Annotated in this window: 17 protein-coding genes; 11 read left to right on the top strand and 6 right to left on the bottom strand. The window is 70.2% G+C overall.

What is annotated here, in order from left to right; translation table 11 throughout:
- Nucleotides 1-136: 136 nt before the first annotated feature.
- Nucleotides 137-1,417, bottom strand: coding sequence for an ATP-binding cassette domain-containing protein (locus AB0B61_RS17485; RefSeq protein ID WP_358432519.1), 1,281 nt, complete (start codon nucleotides 1,415-1,417; stop codon nucleotides 137-139).
- Between the two features lie 353 nt (nucleotides 1,418-1,770).
- Here AB0B61_RS17485 and AB0B61_RS17480 point away from each other — a divergent pair, with 353 nt between their 5' ends.
- Nucleotides 1,771-2,796, top strand: coding sequence for a LacI family DNA-binding transcriptional regulator (locus tag AB0B61_RS17480; protein WP_357646170.1), 1,026 nt, complete (start codon nucleotides 1,771-1,773; stop codon nucleotides 2,794-2,796).
- Nucleotides 2,797-2,833: 37 nt separating this feature from the next.
- The gene (locus AB0B61_RS17475) at nucleotides 2,834-3,748 is read left to right on the top strand and encodes a PfkB family carbohydrate kinase (RefSeq protein ID WP_358432517.1); all 915 of its coding nucleotides are present in this window, start codon (nucleotides 2,834-2,836) and stop codon (nucleotides 3,746-3,748) included.
- A 50-nt stretch (nucleotides 3,749-3,798) separates the two neighbouring features.
- Here AB0B61_RS17475 and AB0B61_RS17470 read toward each other — a convergent pair whose 3' ends face one another.
- Nucleotides 3,799-4,839: a hypothetical protein gene (locus tag AB0B61_RS17470; RefSeq protein ID WP_358432515.1), complete on the bottom strand. Its 1,041-nt coding sequence runs from the start codon at nucleotides 4,837-4,839 to the stop codon at nucleotides 3,799-3,801.
- A 480-nt stretch (nucleotides 4,840-5,319) separates the two neighbouring features.
- On the opposite strand from AB0B61_RS17470, the gene AB0B61_RS17465 reads away from it, so the two are divergent.
- A complete protein-coding gene (locus AB0B61_RS17465) occupies nucleotides 5,320-6,957 on the top strand; it encodes a hypothetical protein (RefSeq protein WP_358432513.1) in 1,638 nt (545 codons plus the stop codon).
- 24 nt (nucleotides 6,958-6,981) lie between these two features.
- Here AB0B61_RS17465 and AB0B61_RS17460 read toward each other — a convergent pair whose 3' ends face one another.
- The 3 genes from AB0B61_RS17460 to AB0B61_RS17450 form a co-directional block, all read right to left on the bottom strand.
- The gene (locus AB0B61_RS17460; RefSeq protein ID WP_358432511.1) at nucleotides 6,982-8,685 is read right to left on the bottom strand and encodes a serine/threonine-protein kinase; all 1,704 of its coding nucleotides are present in this window, start codon (nucleotides 8,683-8,685) and stop codon (nucleotides 6,982-6,984) included.
- A 68-nt stretch (nucleotides 8,686-8,753) separates the two neighbouring features.
- On the bottom strand, nucleotides 8,754-9,389 hold the full coding sequence (locus tag AB0B61_RS17455; protein ID WP_358432509.1) for a transcriptional regulator: 636 nt from the start codon (nucleotides 9,387-9,389) through the stop codon (nucleotides 8,754-8,756).
- The gene (locus tag AB0B61_RS17450) at nucleotides 9,386-9,751 is read right to left on the bottom strand and encodes a DNA-binding protein (RefSeq protein WP_358432507.1); all 366 of its coding nucleotides are present in this window, start codon (nucleotides 9,749-9,751) and stop codon (nucleotides 9,386-9,388) included. The genes AB0B61_RS17455 and AB0B61_RS17450 overlap by 4 nt, the downstream gene beginning before the upstream one ends.
- A gap of 89 nt (nucleotides 9,752-9,840) precedes the next feature.
- On the opposite strand from AB0B61_RS17450, the gene AB0B61_RS17445 reads away from it, so the two are divergent.
- The 5 genes from AB0B61_RS17445 to AB0B61_RS17425 all read left to right on the top strand — a co-directional run bounded on the left by AB0B61_RS17445 (nucleotide 9,841) and on the right by AB0B61_RS17425 (nucleotide 13,981).
- Nucleotides 9,841-11,100 (top strand): PEP/pyruvate-binding domain-containing protein, encoded by a 1,260-nt coding sequence (locus AB0B61_RS17445; RefSeq protein ID WP_358432505.1) that lies wholly within the window; start codon nucleotides 9,841-9,843, stop codon nucleotides 11,098-11,100.
- A 144-nt stretch (nucleotides 11,101-11,244) separates the two neighbouring features.
- Nucleotides 11,245-11,892 (top strand): histidine phosphatase family protein, encoded by a 648-nt coding sequence (locus AB0B61_RS17440; protein ID WP_358432503.1) that lies wholly within the window; start codon nucleotides 11,245-11,247, stop codon nucleotides 11,890-11,892.
- Between the two features lie 21 nt (nucleotides 11,893-11,913).
- On the top strand, nucleotides 11,914-12,672 hold the full coding sequence (locus AB0B61_RS17435) for an ATP-binding protein (RefSeq protein WP_358432501.1): 759 nt from the start codon (nucleotides 11,914-11,916) through the stop codon (nucleotides 12,670-12,672).
- 113 nt (nucleotides 12,673-12,785) lie between these two features.
- Nucleotides 12,786-13,409, top strand: a complete 624-nt coding sequence (locus AB0B61_RS17430; protein ID WP_358432499.1) for a response regulator transcription factor — start codon at nucleotides 12,786-12,788, stop codon at nucleotides 13,407-13,409.
- 20 nt (nucleotides 13,410-13,429) lie between these two features.
- Complete coding sequence (locus AB0B61_RS17425) at nucleotides 13,430-13,981, top strand: GNAT family protein (protein ID WP_358432497.1); 552 nt, start codon at nucleotides 13,430-13,432, stop codon at nucleotides 13,979-13,981.
- A gap of 57 nt (nucleotides 13,982-14,038) precedes the next feature.
- Here the strand turns inward: AB0B61_RS17425 and AB0B61_RS17420 are convergent, their stop codons facing one another.
- Nucleotides 14,039-14,599, bottom strand: coding sequence for a helix-turn-helix domain-containing protein (locus AB0B61_RS17420; RefSeq protein ID WP_358432495.1), 561 nt, complete (start codon nucleotides 14,597-14,599; stop codon nucleotides 14,039-14,041).
- Between the two features lie 80 nt (nucleotides 14,600-14,679).
- On the opposite strand from AB0B61_RS17420, the gene AB0B61_RS17415 reads away from it, so the two are divergent.
- The 3 genes from AB0B61_RS17415 to AB0B61_RS17405 all read left to right on the top strand — a co-directional run bounded on the left by AB0B61_RS17415 (nucleotide 14,680) and on the right by AB0B61_RS17405 (nucleotide 17,488).
- Complete coding sequence (locus AB0B61_RS17415; protein ID WP_358432493.1) at nucleotides 14,680-15,306, top strand: NAD(P)H-dependent oxidoreductase; 627 nt, start codon at nucleotides 14,680-14,682, stop codon at nucleotides 15,304-15,306.
- Nucleotides 15,303-15,617, top strand: a complete 315-nt coding sequence (locus tag AB0B61_RS17410) for a multidrug efflux SMR transporter (RefSeq protein WP_358432491.1) — start codon at nucleotides 15,303-15,305, stop codon at nucleotides 15,615-15,617. The genes AB0B61_RS17415 and AB0B61_RS17410 overlap by 4 nt, the downstream gene beginning before the upstream one ends.
- A gap of 587 nt (nucleotides 15,618-16,204) precedes the next feature.
- Nucleotides 16,205-17,488, top strand: a complete 1,284-nt coding sequence (locus AB0B61_RS17405; RefSeq protein WP_358432489.1) for an MFS transporter — start codon at nucleotides 16,205-16,207, stop codon at nucleotides 17,486-17,488.
- Nucleotides 17,489-17,496: the final 8 nt, after the last annotated feature.

Here is a 17,496-nt window from a genome sequence, read left to right as displayed (position 1 = left end):
CCAGACGGCTTCAAGGCTCCCTGGCCAGATACCGTGCTCCGCACGGCGCCGTACAGGATGGGAGCCGTAGTAGGGGAGAGCTCCGCACTGGAGCGCAGGGCGTGGCAGTGCGGAGGACGCGCGCGGACGGACCCGGTCAGCGGCGGGGTGGGTCGATGCGGGCGCCGTCCGGGGTGAAGATCATGAGGCGGTTCTGGTCGATGGCCACCTTGGCGGGCTCGCCGGCGCGCCAGACCGGGCGGCCGCCCAGACGGACGATGATGTCGGAGCGGCGGTGGATGCCGCTGCCGACGTTCTGTCCGACTTTTTCCTGTTCCTCCCGCTCCTCGGGTTGGGAGAACATCCGGCGGACCAGCCCGCCGAGTCCGGTGGAGCGGTCCTTGCGGCCGTTGACCTGGGCGCGCCGGTCCGGCGGCTCGGGCACCGGTACGGCCGGGACACCGCACTCGATGTAGGCCAGCCACTCGTGGCCGTGGTACTCCAGCGCCCGCACCCGGCCGAAGAACGACGGCCCCTCGTACGACTCGGGCACGGGCGCCAGGCCGTCGGGACGCAGGCCGACCAGCACCTGGCCGCCGGTGTGCTGGGAGATGGCGTAAGCGCGGGGATCGCTCCACGGGAGCGTCAGCCGGTGCGGGCCGAAGTCGAGCATGACGTACTGGTTCTGCGGTGTGCGTACGGTCGCGGCCAGGAGGTTCAGCTGCTGGGAGTTGAGGAAGGCCGCCACGAACGCCGTCGCGGGGTCGTTGTAGATCTGCGCCGGAGTGCCGACGTCCTGCAGCACGCCACGGTTGAGGATGGCGATCCGGTCGGCCAGCGTCAGCGCCTCGACCTGGTCGTGCGTCACGTAGATGGTGGTGACGTTCAGCGATCTGACCAGGGCCGAGATCTCCATGCGCAACTCGGTGCGCATGCCGGCGTCGAGGTTGGACAGCGGCTCGTCCATGAGGAACAGCTTGGGCTGGCGCACGATCGCCCGTCCCATCGCGACGCGCTGGCGCTGGCCGCCGGATAAGGTGCCCGGACGGCGGTCCAGCGTGTCGTCGATGTGCAGCGCCTTGGACAGCTCGGTGACGCGCTCGCGTACCTGTGCCGGGTCCGACTTGGCGATCTCCAGGGGGAAGGCGATGTTGCCGCGTACGGTTCTGTGCGGGTAGAGCGCCCCGTTCTGGAACACCATGGCGACGTCGCGGTCACGCGGCGCCAGGTGGTTGGCCAGCTGGCCGTCCAGCCAGAGGTCCCCCTCGGTGATCTCCTCGAGGCCCGCGATCATCCGGAGCAGTGTGGACTTGCCACAACCGGAGGGGCCGAGCAGAACGAGGAACTCGCCATTTTCGGCCTTCAGGCTCAGTCGGTCCACCGCCAGGTAGCTACCCGGGTACACCTTGGTCACTTTGTCGAGAACGACCGAGCTCATGGGCCCAACACCTTGCGCACGTGTCACCTGTGACGGGGCTGATTGGAGGGGTAGTACATCGCGCCTTAACGCCACATGTCCACCCTTGTCATAAAAGATCTCTGCCCAATCGCGTTTCGGCTAGGGGTTTTGGGCATCCGATGGCGGAAACATCCGGAAAAATCGTGACTTGAAAGGGCTTGCGGGAAATTGCGGCAAGAGCTTTCATTGTCGGGACCGTCTTAGGGGCTGTGGAGCATGAGCAGGGGGTGGCGCGAGGCTGTGACGTACTCCGTGTACAGGCGCGGCTTCGCCGCCTCCGACGTCCCGAGCGCGTCACATCCGGCGGCTCGGTGGAAAGTACAGTGGCGCGCATGACCGGTCACGCGCGCCTCGCCGACATCGCCGCCCAGGCCGGGGTGAGTGAGGCCACGGTCAGCCGGGTGCTCAACGGCAAGCCCGGTGTCTCCGTCGCAACCCGCCAGGCCGTGATGACCGCGCTCGACCTCATGGGCTACGAACGGCCGCCCCGGCTGCGGCAGCGCAGCAACGGGCTCGTCGGCCTGGTCACCCCCGAGCTGGACAATCCGATCTTCCCGGCGTTCGCCCAGTCCATCGAGAAGGCGCTGACCCAGCACGGCTACACGCCCGTGCTCTGCACGCAGCTGCCGGGCGGCGCGCCCGAGGACGAGTTCACCGAACTGCTGGTGGACCGTGGGGTGAGCGGCATCGTGTTCGTGTCGGGGCTGCACGCCGACACCACCGCGCGGATGGACCGTTACACCAGGCTCACCGACCGCGGGCTGCCGATCGTGCTGGTCGACGGCTACAGCGAGCACATCGACGCGCCGTTCATCTCGCCCGACGACCGGCTCGCCGCGCGGCTGGCCGTACAGCATCTCGTGGACCTCGGACACGAGCGGATCGGGCTGGCGCTGGGGCCGCGCAGGTTCGTACCCGTGATCAGGAAGATCGAGGGCTACCGGCAGGCCATGGCCCAGCTCCTCGGTACGAGCGCGGTCGACGAGCTGATCGCGCACTCGCTGTTCTCCGTGGAGGGCGGGCAGGCGGCGGCCATGCAGCTCCTGTCGCGCGGCTGCACCGGCATCGTGTGCGCGAGCGACCTGATGGCGCTGGGGGCGATCCGCGCCTGCCGCGAGAAGGGGCTGGCCGTGCCGGGCGAGGTGTCGGTGGTCGGATTCGACGACTCGCCGCTGATCGCGTTCACGGATCCGCCGCTGACCACCGTACGCAAGCCGATCGGCGCGATGGCCACGGCCGCCGTGCAGACCCTGCTCGAAGAGGTCAACGGGGCGCCCGCCAAGCACGTCGAGCTCGTCTTCCAGCCCGAGCTGGTCGTCCGCGGCTCCACGGGCTCCGGCCCGCTGGTGAACCGATGACCGGGGTACGCCCGCCCTGCTCGCCCCGGAGCCGATGATGCGCGATGTTCTGGTTCTCGGCGGCGCCGGGGTCGACACCACCGTGTACGTGCCCGCGCTGCCCCTCCCGTACGAGGACACCTACTCCGTGCCGCCCGTCATCGACCGGATCGGCAACACCGGCGCCGGTGTCGCGCTCGGCTGCGCGGCGCTCGGGCTCGACGTCGCGTTCGCCGACCTGATCGGCGACGACCCGCAGGGCGCGCTGATCCGCCACGCCCTGCGCGGCCTCGACTTCACCTGGGCGCCGGCGCGGGCGGGCACCCGGCGCAGCGTCCTGCTGGTCGATCCGGACGGCCGCCGTACCTCGCTGTTCGACCCCAGGGCCACGCCCGGCGAGCGGCTCCCGAGCCACCTGTACAAGGGCGTCCGCGCGCGGCACGCGCACGTGTCGATCACCGACTTCTGCCGCCACGTGTACCCGGACCTGGACATGCCCGTCTCGACGGACCTGCACGACTGGAACGGCGTCGACGACTACCACCAGGACTTCGCCTACCGCTCCGACCTCGTCTTCCTCTCGGCCGCCGCGCTCGCCGACCCGGCCGCCACCATGGCCGCCATCATCGAACGCGGCCGCGCCCACACGGTCGTCTGCACGCGCGGCGCCGACGGCTGCCTGGTCCTCACCCGGGACGCGCCGCTGCGCGCCTTCCCGGCCGCGCCCCTGCCCGGTCCGGTCGCCGACAGCAACGGCGCGGGCGACGCGTTCGTCTCTGGCTTCCTGTACGGTACGTTGCGCGGACTACCCCTGGAGCAGCGCGTACGGCTTGGCGCCACGGCCGGAGCCCACGCCTGCACCGTCCTGGGCACCCACGAGTCCCCGATCACCGAGCCCACCCTGCTGAGCCGGGCGATCGGCCAGGACGGGGTCACCGATTCCACCCGTGCTGATCCGCGCGATCGGCCATGACGCCATCCACCGACCCCACCCGTGCTGACCCGCGCGGAGGAGCCGAGCCCTTAGCGATACTCCGTGATCGCGTCCCGGCCGATCGCCCACAGCGGCTTACCGCCGGGGAGCGCGGTCATCGCGGTCACCGGGGCGGGAGGCGTGACCCGCGACCACCGCCCGCCCGCTTCGGCCAGCAACCGGTACGTGTCTTTCGCGTCCTCGGAGACGGACCGCCGGGAGGCGACCCACACCACGCCACCACTGTCGCGGGCGATCCCGGTCAACTGCCCGCCCTCGATGGCGACCGCCCGCCAGGCCGTGCCGTTCCACCGGTAGGACAGAGGTCGGAACGCGCCGTCCGACGTCTCGTAGCCGCCCACCGCCCAGACGTCATCGGCGGCCACGGCCAGCACCGCCGAGACCCGCGAGTCGACTGAGCCGGGTGGCGCCGACCCGGGCTCGGATGGCGCGGGCTCGGATGGCGCGGACTCCGATGGCGCGGGCAGCGAGGGCGCGGGCAGCGGTACGCGCCGCCAGGTGCGGCCGTCGAAGCGCGCGACGGCTGGCTCCGACTGCGCGTAGGCGTCGTCCGGCCGCGGGTCCACCTCGCCGACCGCCCAGATGTCCTGCGGGGACACGGCGACGGCGGCGTACGTCGCGATGGGGATCGCCTGGCTGCTCCAGCGCTGCCCGTCGAAGTGCCGAGCCCACCCGCCGCCGAGCGCCCACACCTGCCCCCCACCCAGCGCGACCACCTCTGACGGACTCGCGGTATCCCCCTCGGACGTGACCACCGGATCGGGGATGAACGACCACCGCCGCCCGTCGAAGTGCAGCAGCCCGGACTCGCCGCCCTCTTTGTCCTCGGCGATGACCCACACGTTGCCGGGGTCCGATGCGTCCACCTTGGTGAGCGTGACATGTCGGGCCTGCTTCGGCAGCTCCTTCGTCAGCCGTCGCCAGCGCTCGCCATCCCAGTGGACCAGCAACGCCTCGTGCCCGTCGGTGCCGAAGGTCCGCTCCCCGACCGCCCACGCGTCCGCCTCGCCCGTGGCCGCGATGTCCAGGAAGTCGGCACCGTAGTCCAGCCCCTTCTGCCGGTAGACCACCCGCCAGCGGCCCTTGGGGCGCGTCGCAACCGGGCTACTGGCACTGGAGCTGGGGCTGGATGGGACGCGATCGGTTGGGCTGGGGCTGGAGGTGACGCGATCAGTCGGGCCGGGCTCACGGCCGGGAGCCGAGACGACCGAACATCCGGTCAGTGCCACCATCACCAGGGTGACGGCTGTCGGCCGCAGGCCCACCATGCCTCCTGTGCGTGTCCGTCCTGGGTGATCTCCGTGGGTACGGGCCAAGCACACTACCGTGAGGCACCGGCGACCGGTCAGGAACGGGAGCAGCCCCGTCAGGCCGCCGTCCCCCGAGCAACGGAAGGGACAGCGGCCTGGCAGGGGACGCCGGGCTACCGCGAGGCGTCGTTGTCGAGCTCGGCGGCACCGGGCTGCCGGGCGGTGACGTTGAGCGCGGGCAGCACGATCATGCGGAGTTGAGCCTGGCCGGAGATGGTCGCACCGCTGTTTCCGCCGTAGGTGCTGGCGGCGGCGGCCGCGCGGATACGGGAGTACGGCCGGGATCAGCGCGTCGTCATCGGCGTCGACGACGCGCACCTGCTCGATACGGGATCGGCGGCCCTGATCGGCCATCTCGCGGCCCAGCACCTGGCCTTCGTGGTGGCGACCTGCCGCGCGGGAGCGCCCGTCCCCGACACGATCACGACGTTGTGGAAGGACGGCCAGGCGCCATGGCTCGACCTCGGGAGCCTGCCGGCCGCCGCCGTGGACCGGCTCCTCGACCACACCCTCATGGGAGACGCCGACGGGGTCACCCGGCGCAGGCTGGGCGGCCTCGCGGCGGGCAATCCTCTCGCGCTGCGCGAGCTGTTGTCGACGGCCATCACCGACCGCGCACTGCGCCAGACGCATGGCGTGTGGCACCTGGCGGGCGACTACCGCCCCCGTGGCGCGATCCAGCAGTTGCTCGCCGATCGCCTGCGCCCGCTCGGCTCGCGTACCCCGGTCGTACTGGAGCTGCTGGCGTGTGGAGAGCCGCTCGCGCTGGCGCTGCTGGCACAGCTGGTGGATCCGGCGTCGATCGACGAAGCCGAGGCACACGGATTGGCCGTGTCCGAGCGCGCGGGCAACCGCGTCCAGGTACGGCTCGCGCACCCGCTCTACGGCGAGGTGCTGCGTGCCCGATTATCGGCCGGCCGGGCCCGGCAGCTGTGGTGGCGGCTCGCGGGCGCGCTGCTGGAGACCCCGCTGCGCCGTCGCGACGACCTGCTGCGGGCCGCGCTCTGGCAGGTCGAAGGCGGCGCGGTGGTACGCGCCGACATCGTGCGGGCCGGCGCCCGCCAGGCCATCAACCGGGCCGATCTCGCCCTGGCCGAACGGCTCGCGCGCGCCGCCAGAAACGCCGAGCCTTCCGTGGACGCCGACGCGCTGCTGGCCGAAGTGCTCGAATACCGTGGCCGCAGCGCCGAGGCGGCAGCCGTACTGCCGGAGCAGCCCCCGCTCGGCGACGAGCTGCTCCCGTGGGCCCTCGCCCGCGCCGAGACCAGGTACTGGGGCAACGGCGACGCCGTCGCCGCCGAGCGGACGCTGGATCTCCTGCGCGGCCGGCCGGGGGAGGACCTGGCCGAGGGGATCCGTACCTGGATCTCGCTGTTCGACGGGCGGTGCGTGGCCGTGCTGGAGGTCGCCGACCGGCTGCTGGCCTCGGACTCGGCGAGTGCGCAGGCTGTCATCTGGGCCATGGCGGCGGCCACGGCGGCGGCGGGCTTCCTCGGGCGGGCCATGGACGCCACCGGCTACCACGAGCGCGGGTTGGCCGTGGCCGAAGCGCGCCAGGCCGAGCTGCCCTGGGGCGTGGTGGAGCTCGGCGTCGCCCGGTCTCTGGCTTCTCGATTGGCTCGGCGAACTCGACACACCCATGAGCCACGTACTCGCGAGAGCGGCCCATGGGCTCAGCCACGCCGATGGCGAGGCACTCTTGGCGGCCACCGATGCCCTGGCCCAGCTCGGTCACCACCTGCTCGCCGCCGAGACCGCGACATGCGCGGTTTCCGCTTATCGCCACGCCGGTCTGGCGGACAAGGCGGCGATGGCGCTCGAACGTGTGGCCTCATTACGCACACGATGCCAAGGCGCCGTAACTCCCTTGCTCAATGACGACCGGGTGTCGCGGTGGGCCACTTAAGGAGAGGGCCGGAACACGGACCCGGCTCTCTCCGCGCCCGCCAGGGCACCAACGCAGCGGTAGACCCGCACGCCCTTATCGAACTGTGCCGACGAAGGCGGCATGACATCTGATATCCACTTACTTCCGGCGATGTTCTTGGCCGAGCCGTACCTCGAGGCCAGCAGGACGGCCTTGGCGCAGACCTTCTTCACCACGGGATGTCTCGCCAGGTCACGCTGGTCGTAGGTGAGAGAGTCGGCCGGAAGCGGCGCGATCGCGTACGTCTCCCAGGAATGGGTCTCCTCGCAGCCGAGCCGCCGCGCCGTCGTGTCGCCCGCGGAGATGACCAGGCCGCCCCAGCACTCGGTCTCCTTGACGCACGCCGCCTTCGCCCCGGCTACCGCGGACGCGGGACACCCCTTGGTGTAGGTCTCCACACCGGCCATCCGGACAGGCGCCGTGGTCTCCTTGGCCGCCGTGCCGGTGGCCTTGGGCGTCGGGCCCGCCTCGGGCCCGCGCGCGAAGTAGTCGTAGACGACCACTCCCGCGCCTGTCGCCAGTACCAGCGCACAGACCGACATGATCACCAGGAACACCCTGGAGACGCCCCGGGGAGCGGCGGGCTCAACGGTGTCGTCCCGCCGGACGTCCCGGCCACCGCCATGCCGCCGTCTCCGCCCCACGGGCCGGCTGACCGACCGGCCATCCAGGTGGCCATGGCCGGGCTCGGGCCGGCCGACCGGTTGCGACGCGGGCACAGGTACCGGTGCCGCCTGTCCCATCCGGTACGGATCAGCGGGCCCACCTGGGCCGGAGCTCATCGGCCCTGAGCCGATCGTGTCTTCCGGAAAGCCGGGCTGCCGCATCGGCCCCGAGCCGGGCTGATCTCCCGGGAAGCCGGGCTGCCGCATCGGCTCGGCGTCGAGGCGGAGAGCGGTCAGTGCGTCGCGGAAGGCGGCGGCGGTGGGCGTCCGCTGGTGCGGGTCGCTGACGAGCGCCTGACGCAGCACCGCCGTCAGCGCGGGCGGCACTCCGGGAATCTCGGGCACCGGCAGGCGATGCATCGCCAGCACCATCGCCAGATTGGGCACCCCACTGGCCGGAAAACGCGGCGGACGCCCGGACAGCAGCGCGTACAGCGTGGCCGCCAGCGAGTAGACGTCACCAGCGGCGCTCGGCTCGGCCAGCTCGAACGCCTCCGGAGGCGCATAGGCAGGCGTCAGCGACTCCCGCGTCACCGACGCGTCGGGCCCCGAGTCGGGCATCGTGGCCAGGCCGAAGTCGGACAGCGCCACATGTCCGTAGCGGTTGAGCAGCAGATTGGCGGGCTTGACGTCGCGATGCAGCACACCCTGGGCGTGCGCGGCGGCCAGCGCGTCGGCGATCCGTACCCCGACGTCCCGTACCGCGTCCGGACGCAGCCGCCGGCCGGAGAGCGACCCGCCGGGACAGAGTTCGAGCACCATGTACGGCCTGCCGTCCGGAAGCAGCCCGGCATCGTAGACGGGGACGACATGGGGATGCCCCGACAGCGCGCCCGCCGCGGTGACCTCGCGCATGAAGCGGCGTCTGTCGCGGTCGGAGAGCAGCACCCGGTTGTCCACCTTGAGCGCCACCTCCCGGCCGACGGCGGACTGGAGCGCGAGGTAGACGATTCCGAAGCCACCCTGCCCCAGCACGCCCCGGATCTCATAGCCGGGAACCGATATTTCGGACACGCGCGAGAGCGTAGCGCGTCCTTCGCGGCTGGGCCCGGCTGGTCGACCCGGGGCGGCCGAGCGTGGGGTCAGGGTGCCGCGTTCCGGTCGAGGCCGAGCGTGGCGATGAGGTCTTCGTGGAGCTCGAACCAGACACGATGGCAGGAGTCGACGTCGGTGCGGTCGACCCAGCCGCCCTCCCCGGCTCGGACGCGCGCCAGGGCGGTGGCGAATCGCGTGTCGTATCCGCGGAACCGGGTGAGGACGCCCCCCAGCCGGTTCGCGAGTGGCAGCAGCGCGCGATCGATGCCGCCGAGACCGTAGAGGATCCTGGCGTCCCAGGCGGCATCGGAATGGTCGTTGACGGCGAGCCGATCCCCGGCGTTGGGCCGGAGCTGCCAGTCGGTGCAGGCTTGCAGCAGGAGGGCGTTCAGCGGGAGGAACTCTCGGTAGACGTCACGGACCTCCTCGGCACCGCCGATGCCGGCGAGCTCGGCCGCGAGCCGGCGCTGGTTCTCGGCTCGGCCCCGTTCGGTCAACGACCAGCCGCCGGTGCCGGCGAAGGCGGTGTGCTCAACCCACCCACGTGCCTCGGCGTCGAGCAGCCTCTCTTTCGTCTCGGCCGCGTCGAGCCCGTATCGATCAGCGATCACCGGGGTGTCCGCGAACCCGCTGATGCGTACGGCGTGCAGGACGAGCAGGTCGGTCGCGGAGTCCCGCGTCATGAGTCGGCGTCCGATCGTCCGGCCAGGCGGGTGTAGTGCTGCTGGCACGCCTGCGGGGAGTTGAACCCCATCGCCTGCGCCATCTGTGCCCAGGTCAGCCCTGCGCTCCGGGCCGTGAACAGCAGGCCGGTTTCGAGTCCTTCGACCTCGGCGCGGGCGGCGGGCAGGAGGGCGAGCGCGCTCAGGATGCCCTCCGGGTCCAAGTCGGCGCTGCGCCAGACGGCGAACTGCACGAGGTCGACCGCCGACGGCGGGACGGGCGGAGGTCGCCATGGACGGGCGTCGAGCTCATCCGCGCCCAAGCCCATAAGGCGCTCACGCGCGTCCTTCTCCCGGTGGGCCTGGCCGTGATCAGTTCGCATGCTGTGAGCGATGTCCTGCTTGCGTGGCATGCGCTCATCCTGCACAATCAACAAAACGTTGTCAATTATTTGTTGAAAGGCAAGGGCGGATGATCGTACCCCTCATGGAGGCTGCCGCCGATACCTGCGGGGGTAAGGCCGGCGCGCTCGGCGCGTTGCTCCGCGCGGGTCTGCCGGTTCCTGACGGCTTCGTCGTCACGTACGCCGCGTACCTCGCCGCTGTCCGCGACCTGGACCTCGTCCGGGTCGCCGGCGAGCCGGACGAGGCGCGGCGGGTGATCGAGTCCCGCCCGGTCCACGCCACCGTGGTCGACGCGCTGCGCCGCGCGCTCGACGAGCTCGGCGATCCGCCGGTGGCGGTCAGATCGTCGGCGGCGAACGAGGACACCGGCCAGGCATCGGCGGCCGGTCAGTACGAGAGCTTTCTCGCCGTGCGTGGAGTCGGTGAGGTCGCCGATGCCGTACGTGCCTGCTGGGCCTCGTTGTTCTCTCCCCGTGCCATCGACTACCGGCGCGACGACCAGGCGTCCGACGATCTTGTGATGGCCGTCCTCGTTCAATGCCATGTGGATGCCGAGGTCTCCGGAGTTATGTTCACGCCCGCGGGCCCGGACGACGCGACCCAGATCGAGGCGTCCTGGGGGCTCGGCCCCAGCGTCGTCGGAGGCACGGTCACCCCTGACGCCTACCGCGTCACCGAGGACGGGTCGGTCACCTGTACCGTCGCGGACAAGCGGACCCGCCTTGACCGGCACGGCACGCGGCTCGTCAGCAGCGACGTGCCTACTGGTACCCGGGACCAGCCGACGATCGACGACGCGACCGCCACGCGACTCGCCAAGCTGGGCGAAGAGATCGCCGCCGTACGCGGTGGACCACAGGACATCGAGTGGGCGATCGCCGACGGCCGCATCTGGGTTCTGCAAGCCCGGCCGGTCACCGCGGCACCCCCACCACCGACATCGCCTTCCAGCACCTCGGACGCCACGTTCACCGGAAGGCCGGGCAGCGACGGGACCGTAACCGCCACGCTCACCGGAACACCAGGCAGCCACGGGACCGTAACCGGCACCGCGAGAATCGTCCGCGGCCCCAGCGACTTCGCGCGTGTGCGCCCGGGCGACATCCTCGTCTGCCCGTTCACCGACCCCGCTTGGACGCCGCTGCTCCGCGTCGCCGCCGGTGTCGTCACCGAGACCGGAGGCGTGCTCTCCCACGCCGCGATCGTCGCTCGCGAGCACGCCATCCCCGCCGTCCTCGGCATCCCGAACGCGACGAGCACGCTCCACGACGACACCGTCATCACCCTCGACGGCACCAACGGCACCGTCACTGCGGCACATGCGTGACTGATCACTTCCGCCCCTGGCCGGTCTCTGCCAGGTCAGGAGCCGGGCCCACCCAAAGCATCCCGCCACCGAACCCACACCTACGGATCCACATCGAAGGAGATGGGAAGCGGGCCCGCACGGGCACCGCGTTCCTGACCACTCATGGCAACGCGACACCTCTACCTGGCACGCCACGGCGCGGCCAACGCGTTCGGGGAGCTCACCGACATCGGTCACCAGCAGGCGGGCCTGCTGGGCGAACGGCTCGCCCGCGTACCGGTCGACGCCGTGTGGCACTCCCCGCTGCCACGCGCCGTAGCGAGCGTGCACGAACTCGCCCGGCATCTGCCGAACGTGCCCGTGGCCGAGGCCGCCGAACTCATCGATCACGTGCCCTACGTTCCCAGCCCGGCCGAAACGCCTCCGTCCTGGGCCGGCTTCTTCGACGGCTACGACGACGCCGAGGCGGCCTCGGGCCACAGGCTGGCCGAGGCGTTGGTCGCCCGATTCGCGAAGGTCCCCGAGATGACCACTGAGACGACCGCCAAAGGCACTGAGACGACCGCCAAGGGGACCCAGCGTGACACACACGAGGTCCTGGTGACGCACGCCTATCCGATCGCGTGGCTGGTGCGACACGCGCTGGACGCGCCGCCATCCCGATGGCTCGGACTGAACAGCGCCAACACCGCGCTGACGGTCATCGAATACCGCGACGGCCTGCCGCCCACGCTCGTGATGTTCAACGACATGAGTCACCTCCCGCCCGGCCTGCGCTGGACCGGGTTCCCCGAAGGCATCAGGCCGTGAGCTGGCTCGGCGGGCCGTTGAATGGTCTGGCTCGGCCCGCCCTCGCTGATCCTGGCCGGTTGCGCGGGCTGGTCGCTGGGGGCGGTCGGGGTCGCCGTGGCCGGGCTCTACCTGCGTTCGCTCGACGGCAACCGGCGTCGGGCGGTGGCGCGGGCCGTACGGGATCAGCGGCTCGCTCTGGCGCGTGACCTGCACGATTTCGTGGCGCACGATGTCAGCGGCATGCTCGTACAGGCCCAGGCCGCCCGGCTCGCCCCAGAGCTGCCGCCGCGGATCGAGGACGCCCTGCGGCGCATCGAGGAGGGCGGCCAGCGGGCCCTGACCTCGCTCGACCGTACGGTTCACATGCTCAACGAGCCTGCCCGAGGCCCCGCGCCCGGCATCGACGGGCTGCAGGATCTGGCCGACGGCTTCTCGCCGACCGTCCGAGTGAATCTCGCCGTCGAGGCGGAGCAGATCTCCCGCGAGGCGTCGGCAACCGTCTACCGGGTGGTGACGGAAGCGCTGACCAACGTACGCAGGCACGCGCCGCGGTCGACCACTGTCGACATCGCGGTGACGAGAGACCGGGACATGGTCCGCATCCGGGTGGACGACGATGGCGGCGGTGGCCTGCCGGAGGGCGACGATCGCGGTGGCGGGAGTCGTTTCGCTGAACACCGCCGCAACGGCGGCTTCGGCCTGGCGGGCCTCGCCGAGGTGCTCGAGACGGTCGGCGGCTCCCTTTCCGCGGGTCCCCACGGTGCGGGCTGGCGCGTCACGGCGGCCGTCCCCGTCTGAGTTCGGAGCCGCGGGTGGGAGGGGGAGGGTTGTGTGACGTACGCGTGGCTGGAGAGGGGGAAGGACATGCGTCCGGGCGGTGTCGGTGGCATCCGGTTGGTGGGGGCGGTGGCGTGACGACTCGGGTTCTCATCGCGGACGATCAAGATGATGTACGGATCGGGTTCCGGCTCATTCTCGACTCGCAGCCCGATATGACGGTCGTGGGGGAGGCGGCCGACGGGCAGGCGGCGGTGGGGCTCGCCCGGCATCTCAAGCCCGACGTCGTGCTGGCCGACATCCGCATGCCCAAGCTCGACGGGCTTGAGGTCACCAGGGTGCTCGCGCAGGAGACGCGGGTGATCGTGGTGACCACGTTCGACCTCGATGACTACGTGCACACCGCGCTACGCAACGGCGCTTGCGGGTTTCTGCTGAAACGGTCGGGACCGACGCTGCTCGTCGAGGCCATCCGTGCCGCCATGGCCGGGGACACGCTCATCAGTCCGCAGGTCACCGTACGGCTGTTGCGCCACCTTCGCGCCGCCCGGCCGGAGCCGCCGGGGGAGCCGCTCACGGAGCGAGAGAGGGAGATCGCGCGACTGGTCGCGCATGGGCGGACGAATGGTGAGATCGCCGCCGAGTTGTTCATCAGCCCCGGCACGGCGAAGACGCACGTGGCCAATATCCAGCGCAAGGTGGGAGCGGCCAATCGGGTCGGGATCGCGGCCTGGGCTTGGAACTCGGGGATCGCCTGAGGCTGTGTAAGATCTCACGGATGTCTTCTGCGACCTACCTTGCCCAGGGGCCACGCGTGGCCATTCGTCGCGTCAGCCTCCAGGACTACGAGGAATATACGGCCCTGGTTCGGGAGAGTGCCGGGATGCACCGCCCCTGGATGCCCGGCCGCCCCATCACCACCCGCGAGGCGTTCGAGAGCTACCTCACGCGGTTCGAGCAGCCCCTTCATGAAGGCTTCGTGATCTGTCCGCGGGACACCGGTGCGATCGCCGGCCGGGTCAACGTCAACAACATCGTCCGGGGAACGAACCAGAGCGGAACCCTGGGTTATGCCGCCTACGCGTCCACGACTGGTCGCGGTTATATGACCGAAGGGCTGGGCCTGGTCATCCAGTTCGCTTTCGGTGAGTTGGAATTGCATCGCTTGGAAGCGAACATTCAACCGGCGAATACGCCCTCGTTGAACCTGGTCAAGCGGCTCGGCTTTCAGCGGGAGGGCTACTCGGCCAATTTCCAGTACATCAACGGGGCGTGGAGAGACCACGAACGCTGGGCCATCACCATCGAAATGACCCGACCTGAGAGTTGATCCGCGTGGACCGGTGGCGGGCGGGCTCGCGGAAGGTCTCGTCAACGGCTTTCGGGCTTACGGGGGCCCAGGGACCAAAATCCCGGTAAGTCTGGTCAGCGCCTGGGTGATCTGCTCCGGGGTGAGACCGAGCACCGTGCGCTGGTAGTCGTACACCTCGGGGGCCAGGGGGGCGAGCAGGACGTCGACCAGCCCGTCCCGGCTCGGCGTGCCCGCGGCGACCAGGAGCGCGCGCACGTGGGCGCGCCAGAAGCCGTACGCGCCGGTTTCGAAGCGGGAGCGGCCCACCTCCGAGCCGAGCACCAGGTGAGAGTGGTCCTCCAGCAGACGCACCATGGCGGCATAGAAGGCGGCCAGCCGCTCGGCGGGTGGCGCGCCCGGGCCCAGGGGTGGCTCGCCGCGCAGCAGGCGTTCTTGCAGGTCGCGCTCGTGCTCATCGAGCAGCGCGACGGCGATCGAGGCCCGGTCGGGGTAGCGGCGGTAAAGCGTGCCCCGGCCCACCCCGGCCGTCTTGGCGATGTCGTCCATCGTCACGTCCTGCGGAGATCTCTCCGCGAACAGCAGCGCGGCCGCCTCGAGGATCCGTGCCCGGTTGCGCGCAGCGTCGGCTCTCTCCATGCGCCCCATTGTATGTGGACATGCCGTCCGGTTATAGTTAACTGGACGGTGTGTCCACATATCTGCGATGAGGAGAGATCATGCTGTTGCACCTGGACGCCAGCGCCCGCCGGGCGTCGTTCTCGCGGAGGCTGTCGGACGTGTACGCCGAGACCTGGCGTGCCGCCCACCCGCAGGCCGGCTACGTCTACCGCGACCTGGCCGGGCAACCCGTGCCGCACATCGGCGAGGCATGGACCGAGCTGTGCGACCACATCCTGCGGCACGAGATCACCGACATCTCGCGCTATCGGGAGGCGGTCCGCACTCCGGCTCAGCGCCGGGCGTGGGCCGTTGTGGAGCCGCTGCTCGACGAGGTGGTCGCGGCCGATGTGATCCTCATCGGTACGCCGATGTACAACTACTCGATCCCCTCGGCGCTTAAGGCCTGGCTCGACCAGATCACCTTTCCCAAGATGTCACTCGAAGGGCGGTCGTTCGTGGTGACCAGCGCGCGCGGCGGCGCGTACGGCCCGGGCACGTCGCGCGAGCCGTACGACCACCAGGAGCGCTACCTGCGCGACTTCTTCAAGGGCCACTTCCGGGTCGAGGACGTGACGTTCATTCACGCGGAGTTGGTCAACGCCCGCCTCGACCCGGCGCTGGCGCACCTGCGCGAGCGGCACGAGGAGTCACTGGCCGCGGCGCTCAAGGAGGCGGCCCGATGAACTGGCTGATCCTGCTGCTGGCCGGGCTCGTCGAGGTGGCGTGGTCCCAGAGCATCAAGCCGACGCACAACTTCACCCGGCCGCTGCCCACGCTGATCTGCCTGGTCCTGATGGCCGTCGCCGTCTGGCTGCTGTCCCAGGCCATGAACACGCTGCCGGTCGGCACCGCGTACGCCGTCTTCACCGGCATCGGCGCCGTCGGCGCGATCGCCTTGGGCATCGTCGTCAACGACGACCCGGTGTCAGTGGGCAGGATGGTGGCGCTCGCCCTGATCATCGGTGGCATAGTGCTGGCCCGGGTTACCACCTGAGCCAGAAGGCGAGCGACATGGGAAAGACAGTCCTATCCGGCGCCCACCGAACATCGTCGTTCTCAGAACCTCTCGCAAAACGGTGTTCTGTCTCGTCAACGGCCTTCCACTGTCCGGCTCCCTCGGGAGCCCATGGGAACAGGCGGCGCAGCGTTGCCAGGGCGATCTCCTCGGACGGGAGGCGTCAGGTGGCGTGCCGCTCACCACGGCCTGCGCCACGCTCCACCGCATGTCGGGGATCGGGCGGGACCAGTCCTGGCCGGCCGCCGATTCCAGGTACGCCTGGCACTCGGCCGCCGCCTTCATGATCATGTCTGTGTCTACCATCGCTGATCATGTTGGACTCGCTCTGGGGCATGCGCAATCCCGAGGGCGCGATCTGCCGGTGGGAACGGCGTCCGACACCAGAAAGGCACCATTTGTCGCTAACGATCTGACAAATCCAGTGTTCGCCCCCCGCAAGCCGGGTACGCATGGCGCAAACCGGGTGACGTGTGAGCCGGATCACACTGGGAGTCCCGGTCCGGGCTGAGGAGGCGCGGGTGACGCACGATCACGGGTTACCAGCCGCGGAGCACCAATCCCAGGTGAGAAGAGCGGCGACGGCGAGTGTCGTCGGTACGGCCATCGAGTGGTATGACTTCTTTCTCTATGGCACGGCCGCGGCGACCGTGTTCGCCGATGTCTTCTTCCCCAAGTCCACCCCGTACGCGGGCGTGCTGGCGTCCTTCGCCACCTACGCGGTCGGGTTCGCCGCGCGGCCGATCGGCGCGGCGATCTTCGGGCACTGGGGCGACCGCATCGGGCGTAAGGCCACGCTCATCATCACCCTTGTCATGATGGGCGTCTCCAGCGCGCTCATCGGCGTGTTGCCCGGCACGGCCACGATCGGCGTGATCGCGCCGATCCTGCTCGTCATCCTGCGCATCCTGCAGGGGATCGCCGTCGGCGGCGAGTGGAGCGGCTCGGTGCTGCTGTCCATGGAGTGGGGCGACCAGCGCAGGCGCGGCCTGATGGCCAGCTGGCCGCAGGTCGGCGTGCCCATCGGCCTCATACTCGGCACCGGCGCGATGTCTCTGGTGGCCCTCGCGGCCGGCGACTCGTTCAAGGACTGGGGCTGGCGGATTCCGTTCCTGGCGAGCCTGGTGCTGGTCGCCATCGGTCTCTGGGTGCGGTTGCGGGTCATGGAGACGCCGCTGTTCGCCAAGCTCCTCGAGACCAGGCAGGTGGCCAAGCTGCCGGTGGTCGAGGTGCTCAAGAAGCACCCGAAGGAGGTCCTGCTCAGCGCGCTCCTGCGCATCCCGGAGCAGATGCCGTTCTACCTCTACACGACATTCGTGATCACCTACATCACGTCCCCGACCATCGGGATGTCGCGAACGTTCGCGTTCGCCGCCGTCAGCGCCGCAGCGGCGGTCGAGCTCTTCGCGATCCCGTACTTCGGGCATCTCAGCGATCGAATAGGCCGCCGCAGGATCTACCTCATCGGGGCCGCGCTGCTGGCGGTGATCGCCTTCCCCTACTACGCGCTGCTCAACACCGGCATCGCCGTCGTCATCCTGGTCACGATGATGGTCACGCAGCTCCAGCACTCCATGGAGTACGGTCCGCAGGCCGCGCTCATCGCGGAGAGCTTCCCGACCAGTCTGCGGTACGGGGGCGCCGGGCTGGGATATCAGCTGGCCTCCGTCATCGCGGGTGGACCGGCACCGCTGATCGCCACCTGGCTGCTGCACGACTACGGCTGGCAGGCCATCTCCGTGTTCATGATCATCGGCGCGGTGATCGGCTTGGTCGCGACGTACGCGCTGCCCGATCGGTCGAAGGTCGATATCTCCGACCCCGCCTCTTACAGCACTACGCGACCTTGACCCGCACC

Source organism: Nonomuraea sp. NPDC049158 (assembly GCF_040648335.1).
GTDB lineage: Bacteria > Actinomycetota > Actinomycetes > Streptosporangiales > Streptosporangiaceae > Nonomuraea.
The sequence above is the reverse complement of the archived record's forward strand: the minus strand, read 5'-3'. Positions and strand labels throughout refer to the sequence as shown.

What these genes read in the sequence shown, in the direction of transcription:
- AB0B61_RS17485 (WP_358432519.1), bottom strand. Translation starts at nt 1,417, where the DNA reads ATGAGCTCGGTCGTTCTCGACAAAGTGACCAAGGTGTACCCGGGTAGC.
- AB0B61_RS17480 (WP_357646170.1), top strand. Translation starts at nt 1,771, where the DNA reads ATGACCGGTCACGCGCGCCTCGCCGACATCGCCGCCCAGGCCGGGGTG.
- AB0B61_RS17475 (WP_358432517.1), top strand. Translation starts at nt 2,834, where the DNA reads ATGCGCGATGTTCTGGTTCTCGGCGGCGCCGGGGTCGACACCACCGTG.
- AB0B61_RS17455 (WP_358432509.1), bottom strand. Translation starts at nt 9,389, where the DNA reads ATGACGCGGGACTCCGCGACCGACCTGCTCGTCCTGCACGCCGTACGC.
- AB0B61_RS17450 (WP_358432507.1), bottom strand. Translation starts at nt 9,751, where the DNA reads ATGCGAACTGATCACGGCCAGGCCCACCGGGAGAAGGACGCGCGTGAG.
- AB0B61_RS17445 (WP_358432505.1), top strand. Translation starts at nt 9,841, where the DNA reads ATGATCGTACCCCTCATGGAGGCTGCCGCCGATACCTGCGGGGGTAAG.
- AB0B61_RS17440 (WP_358432503.1), top strand. Translation starts at nt 11,245, where the DNA reads ATGGCAACGCGACACCTCTACCTGGCACGCCACGGCGCGGCCAACGCG.
- AB0B61_RS17435 (WP_358432501.1), top strand. Translation starts at nt 11,914, where the DNA reads ATGGTCTGGCTCGGCCCGCCCTCGCTGATCCTGGCCGGTTGCGCGGGC.
- AB0B61_RS17425 (WP_358432497.1), top strand. Translation starts at nt 13,430, where the DNA reads ATGTCTTCTGCGACCTACCTTGCCCAGGGGCCACGCGTGGCCATTCGT.
- AB0B61_RS17420 (WP_358432495.1), bottom strand. Translation starts at nt 14,599, where the DNA reads ATGGAGAGAGCCGACGCTGCGCGCAACCGGGCACGGATCCTCGAGGCG.
- AB0B61_RS17415 (WP_358432493.1), top strand. Translation starts at nt 14,680, where the DNA reads ATGCTGTTGCACCTGGACGCCAGCGCCCGCCGGGCGTCGTTCTCGCGG.
- AB0B61_RS17410 (WP_358432491.1), top strand. Translation starts at nt 15,303, where the DNA reads ATGAACTGGCTGATCCTGCTGCTGGCCGGGCTCGTCGAGGTGGCGTGG.